Annotated in this window: 14 protein-coding genes; 2 read left to right on the forward strand and 12 right to left on the reverse strand. The window is 37.6% G+C overall.

Features of this window, described 5'->3' with window-relative positions; all coding sequences use genetic code 11:
* Positions 1–791: 791 nt before the first annotated feature.
* The 4 genes from LCM23_RS09440 to LCM23_RS09455 form a co-directional block, all read right to left on the reverse strand.
* Positions 792–4,721, reverse strand: coding sequence for a S8 family serine peptidase (locus LCM23_RS09440; RefSeq protein WP_224936736.1), 3,930 nt, complete (start codon positions 4,719–4,721; stop codon positions 792–794).
* Between the two features lie 585 nt (positions 4,722–5,306).
* Positions 5,307–5,462 (reverse strand): hypothetical protein, encoded by a 156-nt coding sequence (locus LCM23_RS09445; RefSeq protein WP_224936945.1) that lies wholly within the window; start codon positions 5,460–5,462, stop codon positions 5,307–5,309.
* The gene (locus LCM23_RS09450; protein ID WP_373370929.1) at positions 5,401–5,811 is read right to left on the reverse strand and encodes a single-stranded DNA-binding protein; all 411 of its coding nucleotides are present in this window, start codon (positions 5,809–5,811) and stop codon (positions 5,401–5,403) included. Before LCM23_RS09450 ends, LCM23_RS09445 begins: the two co-directional genes overlap by 62 nt.
* Positions 5,812–5,995: 184 nt before the next feature.
* Entirely contained in the window at positions 5,996–6,466 is a 471-nt protein-coding gene (locus tag LCM23_RS09455) for a DUF7878 domain-containing protein (RefSeq protein WP_224936738.1), read from the reverse strand.
* A gap of 181 nt (positions 6,467–6,647) precedes the next feature.
* Here LCM23_RS09455 and LCM23_RS09460 point away from each other — a divergent pair, with 181 nt between their 5' ends.
* Positions 6,648–7,079 (forward strand): YwpF-like family protein, encoded by a 432-nt coding sequence (locus tag LCM23_RS09460; protein ID WP_095371620.1) that lies wholly within the window; start codon positions 6,648–6,650, stop codon positions 7,077–7,079.
* 129 nt (positions 7,080–7,208) lie between these two features.
* On the opposite strand, the gene LCM23_RS09465 is transcribed toward LCM23_RS09460, so the two are convergent.
* From LCM23_RS09465 to spoIIID, 7 genes are all read right to left on the reverse strand, one after another.
* The gene (locus LCM23_RS09465) at positions 7,209–7,484 is read right to left on the reverse strand and encodes a hypothetical protein (RefSeq protein WP_224936739.1); all 276 of its coding nucleotides are present in this window, start codon (positions 7,482–7,484) and stop codon (positions 7,209–7,211) included.
* Positions 7,485–7,666: 182 nt separating this feature from the next.
* Positions 7,667–8,089 carry a 3-hydroxyacyl-ACP dehydratase FabZ gene (fabZ, locus tag LCM23_RS09470; RefSeq protein ID WP_095371618.1) on the reverse strand — a complete coding sequence of 141 codons (423 nt, stop codon included), beginning with the start codon at positions 8,087–8,089 and terminating at the stop codon, positions 7,667–7,669.
* A 147-nt stretch (positions 8,090–8,236) separates the two neighbouring features.
* Positions 8,237–8,518 (reverse strand): DNA-directed RNA polymerase subunit beta, encoded by a 282-nt coding sequence (locus LCM23_RS09475; protein ID WP_095371617.1) that lies wholly within the window; start codon positions 8,516–8,518, stop codon positions 8,237–8,239.
* Between the two features lie 14 nt (positions 8,519–8,532).
* Positions 8,533–9,369, reverse strand: a complete 837-nt coding sequence (locus LCM23_RS09480; protein WP_224936740.1) for a flagellar hook-basal body protein — start codon at positions 9,367–9,369, stop codon at positions 8,533–8,535.
* A gap of 29 nt (positions 9,370–9,398) precedes the next feature.
* The gene (locus tag LCM23_RS09485) at positions 9,399–10,214 is read right to left on the reverse strand and encodes a flagellar hook-basal body protein (RefSeq protein ID WP_224936741.1); all 816 of its coding nucleotides are present in this window, start codon (positions 10,212–10,214) and stop codon (positions 9,399–9,401) included.
* Between the two features lie 146 nt (positions 10,215–10,360).
* On the reverse strand, positions 10,361–11,362 hold the full coding sequence (gene mreB / locus LCM23_RS09490) for a rod shape-determining protein (protein WP_224936742.1): 1,002 nt from the start codon (positions 11,360–11,362) through the stop codon (positions 10,361–10,363).
* 437 nt (positions 11,363–11,799) lie between these two features.
* Positions 11,800–12,072 (reverse strand): sporulation transcriptional regulator SpoIIID, encoded by a 273-nt coding sequence (spoIIID, locus tag LCM23_RS09495; RefSeq protein ID WP_095371613.1) that lies wholly within the window; start codon positions 12,070–12,072, stop codon positions 11,800–11,802.
* A gap of 652 nt (positions 12,073–12,724) precedes the next feature.
* Between spoIIID and LCM23_RS09500 the strand changes: the two genes are divergently transcribed.
* Positions 12,725–13,381 (forward strand): LysM peptidoglycan-binding domain-containing protein, encoded by a 657-nt coding sequence (locus tag LCM23_RS09500; RefSeq protein WP_263624189.1) that lies wholly within the window; start codon positions 12,725–12,727, stop codon positions 13,379–13,381.
* A gap of 79 nt (positions 13,382–13,460) precedes the next feature.
* On the opposite strand, the gene LCM23_RS09505 is transcribed toward LCM23_RS09500, so the two are convergent.
* A complete protein-coding gene (locus tag LCM23_RS09505; protein ID WP_224936743.1) occupies positions 13,461–14,327 on the reverse strand; it encodes a M23 family metallopeptidase in 867 nt (288 codons plus the stop codon).
* Between the last annotated feature and the right edge of the window lie 193 nt (positions 14,328–14,520).

Here is a 14,520-nt window from a genome sequence, read left to right on the forward strand (position 1 = left end):
TGAGTGACTCTCAAACACTATTTGCTAGGCGCTTATCTTTAGTTTCCCTTCTGAATGACTCACACATCCTATTTGCTACGCGCTCATCTCTCGGTTTCCTTCTGAGTGACTCTCAAACACTATTTGCTACGCGCTCATTTCTAATTTCCCTCCTGAGGGACTCACACATCCTATTTGCTACGCGCTCATCTCTAGTTTCCCTTCTGAGGGACTCACAAACTCTATTTGCTACGCGCTTATCACTAGTTTCCCTTCTGAGGGACTCACACATCCTATTTGCAAGGCGCTCATCTCTAGTTTCCCTTCTTAGGGACTCACACATCCTATTTGCTAGGCGCTCATCTCTAGTTTCCCTTCTTAGGGACTTTCAAACACTATTTGCTACTCCCTCATCTCTGGGTTTCCTTCTGAAGGACTCACAAACTCTATTTGCTACGCGCTCATCTCTGGGTTTCCTTCTGAGTGACTCACAAACTCTATTTGCTACGCGCTCATCTTTAGTTTTCCTTCTGAATGACTCACAAACACTATTTGCTACGCGCTTATCTCTAGTTTTCCTTCTGAAAGACTCTCAAACACTATTTGCTACGCGCTCATCTCTAGTTTCCCTTCTGAAAGACTCACAAAACACTATTTGCTACGCGCTCATCTCTAGTTTCCCTTCTGAGGGACTTGCTAACCCCACTGGCCCTTATTTTCATTTAACTACTGAATACCCCTTCACCCATTTCTAGTCTTTTCTATACGCAAATAAATAAGAGCCTAGCAATCTGCTAGACTCTTACGCTCATTTAGAACCCTATTTTACCACCAATCACAGGTTTTCCTGGTGCAATTGGATTTGTTGGTAGTGGATTCGGTGCTTTAATGCCACCTCCGCTACCTGGTAGTGTTGGTTTCACAACATTTCCAGGCTTTTCTGGAGAAATCGGGAATTGGTTGTTTGGTGTGTCTCCATTAGGTGCTTCTTCCCCTTCACCTAATTTGTATAATTCAACTGTTTGTACCGTTTTGTTGCCTGCAATGTCAGTTGCCTCGAACGTAAATTCATTCGCTCCGTCTTGTAATTCAAGCTCAATATCTGCCACAACATGTTCAAAGCTTCTCATTTCATAAGGTTCTTGGAATTCTTTGAAATAAATCTCATCGCCATCTAAATAAAGACGAATTTGATCAAAATTATCGGCTACTCTTACATCCACAACTGGATTTTCGGCATCATGTTCAATATATTCACTTTCAGGTAATCCAAGTACCTCAACCTCTGGTGCGGTTGCATCTACTAAAACTGTTCGTTTGAACTGGGCCACATTCCCTGCTGCATCGACTGCCTTAATGGCAAAGGAAGGTGCACCGTCTTCAGAATGAAGAATTGTATCAAAAGTATATTGTTTCTTCTCTTGATCATAAGTCAGTTCTACTTCCTCACTTGCAATAGTAAATTCACTAATCTCAGATTCATCAGTAATGGTACCAGTAAATTGAATATCATTTGTATTCACTGTACTTAAAGCTTCAGGAGTCGTTAAACGAACAGTTGGTGCCTTTTGATCGGCAGGTTTCACTTCTAGCTCCTTCGTTGTTACATTGCCCGCATAGTCAAATGCTTGTACGGTTACAGTCGAACCAACCTCTAATGGTTCTGAGAATGTATATTCCTTTGTATCCCCTGCAAGCGGTGTCTCTAATACAGACTCACCATCTATTAAAATATCAAGATAAGATACGCCAGAACCTTTTTCATGATCCGATGCATTAATCGTTAACTTTTTATTTCCCTCAGTCACTTTGAATGCCAATTCTGGTGCCACTGTATCAATGATAACCGGAATTTTTACTGACTGCCATTCAGCATCAGGGAAGTCAATGACAGATTTAATTTCAAAATAATACTTACCATCTGCAGCAAGTTTATTTTTGACTTTTCCATCCCATTTCCATGCTGAGTTAATTTTGTAATAACTACCTTGACCAGCGTCATAATAGTCTTTTCTCAGATCATTGTCTGTTCTCAACTTGCGCAATTGCTTACCATCTTCATCTAATACATTAAATACCACTTGATGGGCATTTCTCAAGAATGATAGGGCAGGAATGATGGCATCTTGCACACCATCTCCGTTTGGAGAAATTGCTACTTTATCTGCTTTATACGCATCAGCTATAGGGTCATAACCAAGATAATAGTAACTGTCGCCAGATTCATAAACAGCACCACCCATACCATAGAAGGATGATTCATCATACTTTAATCCATCTAATATTGGGGATTGATCCCATTCACCTTTGAATCCTACATATGGTACAGAAAGTTCTGGGTGAGTATCTGCTGAATCAGTTAATGTCACATACCCCTCTACAAAATAACCGTTCGGAAATACTTCATCAACATCAACTGGTGTTGTCCAATTACCCGTTTGGCTCGGTTCAACTACTTGTGCATCACTTACATCTGCTTGAACGGTAAACGTAACTGTTTCTCCTGCAGGAACAGTTATTTCAGCCGATTCTTGATTATCAACAGTAACCTCAACATTTAATAATTCTTGTGCTTCAAGTTCATTTGGATTCCAACCTAATTCTCCATATGCAGCAAAATCCGTTTGGATATTTGCAGCTGCGTCATAAGTGACGTCTTCATCACTAAAGTTTTCTGCTTGCAATGTGAACTCAAAAGTATCCCCAACTTCTTTTAAGGCCACCTTTGCCTCATCCGTTTCTACCTCTGTTACAACGACTGGTGTAGAAAGAGCGGAGTGTAATTGCATGATGCCCGATCCTTGTCTACGAGGGGAATAAGGAACATCCCACTCAAGTGACTCATTAACAAGGCCTTGATCATCGATTGGTTGAGATGTGTTCATCATAATATTTTTCGCTGTATATACACGATCATAACCTGTTAAACCAAAGTCAGCATCTACTCTTTGTAGAACGAGTGCTGCACCACCAGACACATGTGGAGCTGCCATGGATGTACCACTCATCATGCCGTATTGGCCATTTTCTAATGTCGAGTAAATTTGCCCACCAGGCGACGTAATTTCAGGCTTAAAGTCTAAGTTCGGTGTCACTCCCCATGAAGTGAAGGCACTCATCTTGCCTGCCTCAGGGTTTGGTGCTGTTGTTTTTTCACCAGTAAAAGTAAATGTCACTTCTTCTCCAGCACGAAGCGCTTCAACAATTGGATCACCATTTACTTTTGGCATAAACAATTGTGGAATTGTAATAGCTGGATCTGTCTGCATATTGACGAAACCATCTGTATTATTATAGATAATTACGCCAACAGCACCTGCCGCTTGTGCATTTACCGCCTTATCAACGAATGACAATTCTCCACGTTGAATCATTGCATATTTTCCTGCAACGTCTGTTAATTGCTCAGGGTAACCAAGTCCTCCATCTGCAACATCGAACGTTTTTGTGTCGATATCGTTAGGGTGCTTGTCACCAGCTGAAAGAAATGGAGCATCCACCTCTTCGCCATTTATATTCACCTTAATGGCATCGAGATCCATAAATGAATTCTCAGAAGATGCCACTTGTAATGAATCTGTGTATACTCCTGGTGAACCAACTACACCAAAGTCAGGATTTTCTGGCGTTGGGTTGGCAAAGCCATTTCCAAAATGAGCAGAGTTACCAGCTGAAATAGACATCAGGACGCCATTATCAACTGCTCGCTCAATCGCTTTATATTCAGCAGATTCTGGCGAAACAAATCCTGCTGTTGATCCAAGACTCATATTTAATACGTCCGCTCCTAAAATAATCGCATCATCAATGGCTTTTACATAGATATCTCCATATGTAGAACCGAATTCAGGATCGTTACCAAATACTTTCAAACCGAGAATTTGCGCTTCCGGTGCAATACCTTTAATTCCACCATCTTCTTCATCCCCATTTGCGCCTACTGTCCCTGATACGTGCATACCATGCATACTTGCTCCTTCAGCCACATCACCGATTACTTCGTCTTCATCCATATAATTGTAAGCATATGGTACTTTTTCAGTATAATAGCTTCCCGGTAGCTCGTTATCTGCTTTTATTCTATTAACCTTAGATTCTGTTAAATCGACTTCCGTCTCATCTGATAAAATCATATCTTGATGATCTGGATCAATACCTGTATCAATAACCCCGACAACCATACCGTTACCTTTGTAACCATATTCTCTCCAAGCCTCTTGAGCTTGTACCAATTCTTTACTGTAAACCATGTCAGGTTTTTCCTCTGGGCGTTCATATTCATTCACTATTTCAACAGAGGATACATTTTTTACTTCTTTAATTTTCTCAATATCCCCATACATTACATCTGCACTAAATCCATTCACAACTGTTGTGAAACTTTCATGTTCGACGAGCTTTACTTTGTTGTCTTTAACTTTTTGCTTCACCGCTTTTTGTTCTGCTAGTTTCTCGTTTGTCAGTTTCTTCTTAGTTGCTGCGGGTAGTTCTTTAAATGTTTTTTTTGTTTTCTGTGCGTATGCAATGGTCGGCTCACTATCCATTTCGACAATTACACGAACAATATCAGACTTCTTATATTGTTCCTCTGCATCCGTTTTTTCTATTTTTTGTAGATTGAGCTGATTTTCTTTCCCTTTAGTATTTTCTACCTTCTTCTCAGGTACTGCTGCTGACACTGATCCAGAGAAAATAAGTAAAAAGGCCATTAATACGACAAGAATCCTGCTTTTTTTCAACATTCAACTCCCCCTCTGTAAATAAAATTCAGAATTTTTTGTTTCTCTATTAAATTAACATAAGGAAAAATTTAGTTTTAGAGTACTAAAGTACCAATTTATGCTAATTTGCCTAGTAAAATATAATTATTTTATAATTCGAAATATTTTTTATTAATGAACCATTCACATATACCCACTTTTTCCTCTCTCAAAATAAAAACAAACGGGAAATCGTAAATGGTATAGTGGAGAAATGTAACTATAACAAGCGCACTTTTTTTCAGCATAAAAAAGTAAAGGAAACGAAAAATGATATATTGTCATGGTTCTATACTGCTAAGTGTTTTATAGCACCCTTTTGCTACAATGACTTAGCCTTCCTATTTAAGTGTAGATTTCTCCATTCTCCACTTGCTTTCTTATTTTGTTGAACTTCAAAACTTACTTTTAAATATCCTATAAACGACGCCATTTTTTTGTCATCCTAATACTTACAAGAAAAAAACAGTGCGATAGGCACTGCTTCAAGTTGGGGATATGATGAGGATGTTCATTGATTCTTTCTAATAGAGGGTAATAAGGGGATAAAAGTAAATTGAGGTTCCTTTAAGCTCTTTTTCTTCCTCTATCATACGATTCTTTCAATATACATTCTAATTGTGCCAGTCTACTCTCCATCTCACTCATTCGATAGTTTGCATTACCAAGCATTTTGATAAGACTCTCTATGAGTGTTTCCATCACTTTTTGTTCTTGAGTCATCTGGATTCATCTCCTCTCTTTGTTGTTTTTCTTTCTTTCGATTATCGAGGAAACGCACTTGCTCGACGATCACTTCCATCACATACTTTCTTTTTCCATCCTTTTCATATGATCTTGATTGTAATCTGCCAGCAACACTTATAAGCGACCCTTTCGTACAATACTGAACGAGATTTTCCGCAGATTTATGCCAAAGTGTACATTGAATAAAATCAGTTTCTACCTCTCCATTTTGATTGCGAAATTGACGATTGACCGCAACCGTTATATTTGCCACTGACCTTCCATCTGATACAAGTCTTAAATCCGGCTCTTTCGTCAACCTTCCAACAATGCCAACTTGATTCATCATCCTCCTCCTTTCTGACACTAGGTTAATATAGGTTGTATCACTTGTAAAAAAACGGAAAAATAATTTTCGTTTACGATAGGCTTTCAAAACTGCGGATAGATGGTCAGAATTTAAATTTTTCCATAAAAATAGGCCAAAAAATTAACTTTTGCAATAAAGGTAAGATAAATTTCGACAAATTTCAACATTCTTCTCTATAAGGAATATGAGGCATAAATGAACTGATTTTAATATCAAAATAACGTTCTATATCGTTTTTTAAATTTCCTTCTAATAAGCTTAGCTCGTTTACAAGATATTGGTGGGCAAAAACATGATAAATCTCAGCTTCTGGCCAGCTAGTGTTCAATCGTGCTAACTGATGAAAAGGAATCATTTCCAAAATAGCTCCTTCATCATACTCAATTGAAAAATAATAAAATGCCGCTTGTTGATTTTTCAACCATTTCTTTTGCCATTTCGCCAATGCTTTATAAAATTCAAAGGCAGGTAAATCTGCTTGGAAATATAATTGATTGTTAATCTTTATTGTAAAAAAAATATCTATCGACAGAATTTTTGCAGTATCACGTTTATCGCTTGCTGTTATTTCATTGGGAGAGCATGTGAAATGGTATGTAAAATGTAAGGTATTGGTCCGATATTTTTCCAACTTTTATCTCCTTCAATCTGTTTTCCTTAAGCATATACTATTTCTTTTTATAAGTGTGAAGGGGACCTAAAAAAGGGGTAAATAATCTATAACTTACCTTTTGTAAGATATTTTCGTTTTGTATATCTTCTATGATATAATTTAGACAACTCAGTTAACTTTTGAGAAAGGGAGGGGTCGCATGAAGACATTTAAGCTAGTTTCCATGCAGGTTTGGGATGAGGATGAGTTAGTAGATGTCGAATTGGAGGACGGACTCATTATTAATAAAGAGGATGAGAATAGTCGGTGGCTACTCGAGGCCTTTATTGATAAAAAGCACCTTTCCTTCTTTTCCAATCTCCGCAAAAAAGAAATCGACGTGCCGCTACAAGTAGTAATTACGAAAAAAGATAATGATCCAGCACATTTCATAACTAAAATTGCATCCATTAATGAATTTGAAGAACATATGAGTGTCCTTTTCTTAGGGAGCATTCGTCATAAAAGAAATGAATTCGCAGAGATATTACTTAGTGATCTCGTTTCTAAAGGGTTAAGCGGCGAAAAACTTCTTGCTGAATTTAAAGGACAAATGAAAAGAGCGCAAAGATTGACGAGTAATAAAAAATAAGGAAAAGCTAATATATGCTTTCTCCGAGGATCTCTACCCGATTTTTTGAGATGTACATACTCGAAATATTCGTGTGGATATCTTTAAACTTTTGAGGCTCCGATTGATTAATCGGAACCTCTTTTTTATTTACATATTATCTTTGTTTTCTTCGTCCGCAGGTGCCTCTTCATTTAAATTTTCATCTGTATTATTGTCTTCTTCAAGCATACCATCATCATCATTGTTTAGATCGTCTTGATCATTATTATTAATGTCATTTCCATCCTCTAATTCTGCTGGCTCTTCAATATTTTCATTATCTTCTGGCGGTGGATCTTGCTCATTGTTGTTTGCTCCACAACCTACAAGCATTGTCGCCGCTAAAGCAGATGCAGACAGTAATTTTAACAACTTTGTATTCATGGGTAAAACTCCCTTCCAATTTCAAAAATTTTTGACCTCTATTGTGGTCTTTTGTTATCGTTCCCGAAAACCTGAACAAAATTTCAAATTGGTTGATTGTAAAATTTTCCGCCTGTGAAGTGCCTTGCAGCGAAAAAAAAGAAGTAATGCCCTATATAAAGTGGGCATTACTTCTTTTGATGTTATTTCAATGCAAACATCATTTCTGTTTCACAAACTAGTTCGCCGTCGACGGTTGCTACACCTTTTCCTTTACCAATCGGGCCCTTCACACGAGTCATTTCGACCTCTAATCGTAACTGATCGCCCGGCTTCACTTGTTTTTTAAATCGACATTTATCAATCCCAGTGAAGAAAGCGAGCTTGCCTTTATTTTCTTCTTTTTTCAGCATTGCCACTCCGCCTACTTGTGCTAATGCTTCCACAATTAAAACACCAGGCATGACGGGGTAATCAGGGAAATGTCCATTAAAGAATTCTTCATTAGCCGTTACATTTTTAATGCCAATAGCTCGTTGACCTTCTTCTACTTCAAGGATTTTATCTACTAATAAAAAGGGATAACGATGAGGAATAATTTCTTTTATTTCATTAATATCAAGCATTTTTAGTACCTCCTACTAATAATAGGTATAATATTAATTATTATTGTACTAAAAAAAAGGCCAAATGCAAAGATAAAACAAGTTCATTTTCAAATTCTTCAAATAAGACAAAACAAAAAGGAGGCATATCAATGCGCTCCCCATTCTTCAGTTCTCTTTATTAACCAAATCAATCATATGCATCCACGTTTCTTTTTTAAAGATATCTGTTGCCTGGCCATCACCAAGCACACTATATCCAAACGCTGCACCCGCGATGATACAAATGGCAAGTAAAACTAGCACAATAATAATTCGTAGCCAGATCGGTATAAGTCGCACTCTAATTCGGTTCACTGTGGTTTTATCTTCACGTGTAGTAGTTGAATTATGTTGCGCTTTTTGTTTAGTTATTCTTGTTGACGAATCTTGCTCGTTATTAAGTGACATCGTTTTCTTCCCCTTTAACGAATTCCATTAATGAGGCCCATCATTTGATCAGCCATCGTTATTGAACGTGATTGAAATTGGTATGAACGTTGTGTGTTCATTAGGTCGGTCATTTCCTTTGAAAGGTCGACATTTGATTGTTCTAGGACACCTTGTGACAGTGAAATATCGCCACTAAACTGCCCAGCTAAATCAGTATAAATATCAATGCCATCCATTTCAGCCTCTGCAGGCAAGCTTAACATATTTTCACCGATTTGTGTTAAATATTGTGGTTTATGGACGACCGTAATCCCAAGATTTACCGTTTGAGTGCCTCCATTAGCAGTCTGAGCTTGGAGTCTGCCTTGCTCCAATAATGTAAACTGGTTTACATCTGACGAAAAAGTAATGGGTTCATTATTCTGTCCTAAAACGGCATCACCATTCCCAGTTACGAGCATCACTTCATTATTCCCTGACGGCGTAAGATGGAAAGAACCGTCTCTTGTATAACGGATTTCAGCACCGTTTTCGGTTTGTTGAAGAATGCGGAAGTATTGACCTTCTCCTGTTAAAGCGAAGTCTAATGCCCGATCAGTTGATTTTAGACTGCCTTGTGTGCTCACTAGCTTAGCTTGGGCAAGTTTAGCCCCTACACCTTGTCTAACACCTTCTGGAGTCATTCTCTGTACGCCCATTAGTTCTTCAGCAGGTTGATTATTAAATTGTTGAACGAGAAGTTCACCAAAAGACGCTTCTCTTCTTTTAAAACCTGTAGTATCGACATTCGCCATATTATTGGCATGTATATCCATTTGCTTTTGTAATTGTGATAAGGTGTTTGTTGCTGTAATCATTACACGGTTCATTTCATCGCCTCCTTATAACTTCCTAGTTGTTATCCAAGACGGCCAACTTCGTTTACTGCTTTCTCCATACTGCGGTCGTATGCTTGTAACACTTTTTGGTTGGCTTCAAACGTACGATAGCTTGCCATCATATCTGTCATCGTTCTTGAGGTATCAACATTGGAACGTTCTAAGAAACCTTGTTGGATACGAAAGGCAACATTACCGTAACCATTTTGCAAAGCAGTATTATCTTCCGTAGCGAAGAGCCCATCTCCTTGTTTTAGAAGATTTTCTGTTGTTTCCGCATAAGCTACGCCAATGCGTGTGGTATTTCCAGCTGCATCTGTTAAATACCCTTCATCATTAACGGTAAATGATTCACTACCCGGTTGGATTCTGTTCCCGTTTTGATCTAAAACGTATAGACCACTTGCTGAAGTCAAATATCCTTGGCTATCTAATGTGAAATTACCATTGCGTGTATATTTTGTATTGCCATCTTCACCAGCAACAGTAAAAAACAATGCACTACCGTCCGGAAGATTACCATTTTCAAGCGATAAGTCTGTAGCCAGACCTGTTTCATTTAAATCACCCTGGGTATATAAAGGCATAGCTTCTTGTAAATATACACCTGTACTAATACTTCCAACTGTTTCGTTAACTGGTATACGAAACCCGTTTTCTGTAGGGATATTTTGACTATCTATTCTTTGCAGTAACATATCAGAGAAACTGCTAATTGCTGTTTGATCTGCTTTAAAACCAGGTGTATTTGCATTGGCCATATTATTAGCTAACATTTCCGTTCTTCTTTGCTGCGTTAACATACCTGATGCTGCAGTGTAAAACCCTCTAAACATATCGGTCACTCCCGTATATTATCGTCTCCCTTTTATATCGGAAAGGGTGCATAATTAATTAGCATTATTTACTTAGAGGTAAATGCATTGCTCTTCAACGAAAAGGCTGGCCTATAGAAGATCATTAGGTCAGCCTTACTCATTTGTTAACTTAATTTTTTTCGTGGTAAACGATCAATGTTATCAAGCATAATTCCAGTTCCAACTGCGACACAGTCCATCGGATTTTCAGCAATGAGAACAGGTACTTTTAATTCTTCAGCAAGAAGCATATCGATACCATGAAGCAATGCTCCTCCACCAGTCAGAATAACGCCACGATCAATAATATCTGCTGATAGTTCAGGTGGTGTTCGTTCTAAAACACTTTTTGCAGCTTGGACAATCACGTCTACAGGCTCTTTTAAAGCTTGTTCGATTTCTTTTGAGTGAACAGTAATTGTGCGAGGTAATCCAGAAACCATATCACGACCACGAATTTCCATGCTCTCATTTCTAGAGTCAGGGAATACCGTTGCAATAGAAGTTTTAATATCTTCAGCCGTACGCTCACCAATTAAAAGCTTATATTCCTTTTTAACGTATTGGAGAATTTCATTGTCAAATTTATCACCGGCCATTTTAATTGAAGAAGATGTAACAATATCACCCATAGATAGAACAGCCACATCCGTTGTTCCTCCACCAATATCTACGACCATATTACCACTTGGTTGGAAAATATCCATTCCCGCACCAATTGCGGCAACTTTCGGTTCTTCTTCAAGATAGACTTTCTTACCGCCACTTTTTTCTGCTGCTTCTTTAATCGCCTTTTGCTCAACGCTCGTTACATTGGTAGGGCAACAAATAAGAATACGCGGTTTAGATAGAAAACCCTTCACATTTAATTTGTTAATAAAGTGCTTAAGCATCGCTTCCGTTACATCAAAGTCAGCAATTACACCATCTTTTAGCGGGCGAATAGCAATAATATTTCCAGGCGTTCTCCCCACCATACGGCGTGCTTCTTCACCGACAGCTAGTACTCTATTCGTGTTTTTATCAATGGCTACAACAGAAGGTTCATTTAAAACGATCCCTCTTCCTTTTACGTGTATCAGTACATTTGCCGTACCTAAGTCAATTCCAATATCTCTTGCAAACATTGTTCCTAACTTCCTCCTCGCAACTAAATCTTCTTCTCATTTTTTACAGTTCAAATGGCTTAATAGGCTAGTAAAATGCCTTTTGTGTTTTTTGCTTATGTAAGCAATCTATCATTGATTTTTCGTTTCCGCACGAATATTTCCCCATACAAAAGCCTTTCTCAAGCAACCTGAGAAAAGAGTTATTTTATGTATATTCTAGGGCTTCCACGTTAACAAAAGCACATATCAAGTTCATTATATCCTAGTTAATTATTTTAGCACATCTCTAGGAGAATAAATAACTATTTGTCAAAATATATTGTGACTTTTTAAGGAGAAATTGTTGAAATGGTTGATTCTTGGGATAAAAGCTGCGGGAACACTTTGAAGTAATAAAGGAGTGAGGTTAAACAGGCAGATGGTTGTACCTTACCTCCCTCTGCCCGCTTCATACATTATTTGATGGGTTCTTCTTCAAGCTCTTCTTTCTTATACTTTAACTTTGTTGCTTCTCCCCCTCGCAAATGACGAATGGACTTATGATAATCTAATATTTCTTTTACTTCATTAGCAAGGTCAGGATTTATTTCAGGCAATCTTTCTGTAAGATCTTTATGGACTGTACTTTTGGATACGCCAAACTCCTTCGCAATTACGCGAACCGTTTTTCTCGTCTCCACGATATACTTTCCAATCTTGATGGTTCTCTCTTTGATGTAATCGTGCACACTACTCGCCCTCCCTAAATTGGATGTGAGAAGTGTGAAATGAGACTCGTTTTTACTTTGTCTTATAGTGTGTGTTTTACTAGTTGTTAAAAGAGTAGCAGGTAAACCTGCCGAGCAGTAGCTAAACATATCCTAGAGATTATACAGCTGTTACTAAACAAACGACCCCTCACCTCAAACATTCTCTTTGTAAGGTTTGTAACAGTTTATTAGCTTGGATTAAAATATATGCACAAAAAACACAAGTAGGACAAGTAACTGTATGTTTTTTTCATTTTAAGCAATCTTTTTTAAGAAGACATTCTCTATATAACATGATTGTTATTTAATACCTGCGACTTATGACTTACAAAAGGGTTATTAGACCTGATTATAAGTACTTATTTTTCGACAAGTTTCGCAAACCCTTTTTCTTACGCTATATTACAAATTAGAATTTTTAGTTCTAATCACTCAATTAAATGTATTTCAGTAACCAACGAAAAGTGATAAAAGTCTATACATAAAAACCAAATACCCAATTCTTTATAATGAACAAGAGATTCTTTATTCCTATTGTTGTTTAATCCATCCCTGACTTACACTAAAATTCGAGCCAATAGATAAAACATGGTTATATAACAATTATTTTCCAATTGAAGGGTGATTTATTTTGACAGTGTTAAAGCCACGGAAAGAGAGAATCTTTGAAGCGAGACAAAGAAGGATGAAATTAAGAAGAATGAAATTAACAGGCATCTTGGCTGCTACAGTCATTATCCTTGCTGTCATTTTCAGCTTGAATGAGCAATCATCAGAAGCCGCTACTTATAAAGTTCAAAAAAATGACACACTCTATCGTATTGCCAAAAAACATAATCTTTCTGTCGAAGAATTAAAGATACATAACCAACTTGTAGACAATTATATTACTGTAGGGCAATCGCTAGACATTCCATATCCTACAAATTATCAAGGTTTATCAGGTGAACCATTTATACATATTGTCGCTCCTGGGGAAACATTATGGAGAATTGCCGGTAGATACGGATTAAGCGTTGAAGAATTAAAAGCTCTCAACAACCTTAAGGATAATCATATTTACGCTTTTCAACCATTAACCATCATTGATGAAATGTATACATCGCAAGCTAAACTTATTGGGGCTGCAGATGATCGTGTGCTCGAATTCCAAGACGATGAAGAGTTTTTCACTTTACTGGCGCCTCTACAGTCTGCTTCTAGACTTCAAGCATTTACTGGACAAGATTTATTCATTACATATAAGAGAAATTCATTACTATCAATACATTCTACTCAAACTCCATAAGAAATAAAAAGGGAAATATTCACGAATGAATATTTCCCGAGAAATGTCGAAACTTTTCCATTTTTGTCTCAACATTTATTTATGATTCTTGTGTATCTGAAGAAGCATCAGCGTCTGTTTCATCTTCATTGCTTGCACCATCATCTTCTGATTGGCCTTCATCACTTGGCGCAGCATCTGATTCATCATCAGCACTTTCCGTTGAACCTTCTTGGGCTGCATCTTCAGCAGGTGTACTCTCTTCAGCTATTTCAGCTTTTTCCAATTGACTTAACGTTTTACCAACAAACTCCTCTGGGTTTACAGCTACACCATCTTTACGGATTTCAAAGTGTACGTGCTCTCCAGCTTCTTGGTTAATTTGGCTTTGACCAGATTGAGCAATTGTATCTCCTTGCTCCACTACACTACCTTCTTTTACTTTCATATCAGTAATGGATTGGTAGCGTGTCACAATTCCTTCAGCATGCTGAATTTCAACGACATTTCCTAGTGTTGCATCTTCTTCCACCTTAGTCACTGTTCCACTTAATGCTGCACGAACTTCAAATGTTTTCCCATCTTCCATAACAATGTCAATACCTGCATTTGGTTGGTATGTGTTATTGTAGAATACCAAAGCTTCTTCTTGAGCCGCTTCCTCACCATGTACATCATAGAATTTAGTTTGGATTACTGCTCCGTCCGCTTTTTCTACCGGTAGCACAAAGTTCTCCATTGCATTATTCACTTCAACTGCATCCTCATTACCTTTGCCAGTAAGATCTGTCTCACCGTAATCAAATCCATCTGTGTCTGAAGCATTTTCATTGCTGTTTTGGAACCATAGAACGCCACTAAGTATGAGTGCTGCACTCGCGATGTAAATTGCTGGATAAGCCCAACGTTTCTTCATAAACTTTTTAAAACTAGAATCTTGAGAAGTCTTTTTTTCTTCCTCTCTCATTTTTCATCACCTCTGGCATCAGTTTGAACAGATTCCAGAAGATATATACATCATCTAAAAATTTTTTTGGATTTATTTTTTACTAACTCGATTTTTATATACATGTTTTATCAAAATAATTATATTCTGAATATTGAAGTACCAATAGGTCTATATTCAAACAGAAAACAAACAGCTCCGATTGAAGCTGTTT

Origin of the sequence: Cytobacillus kochii, assembly GCF_020171845.1 — a bacterium.
In the GTDB taxonomy this organism is placed as follows: domain Bacteria; phylum Bacillota; class Bacilli; order Bacillales; family Cytobacillaceae; genus Cytobacillus; species Cytobacillus kochii.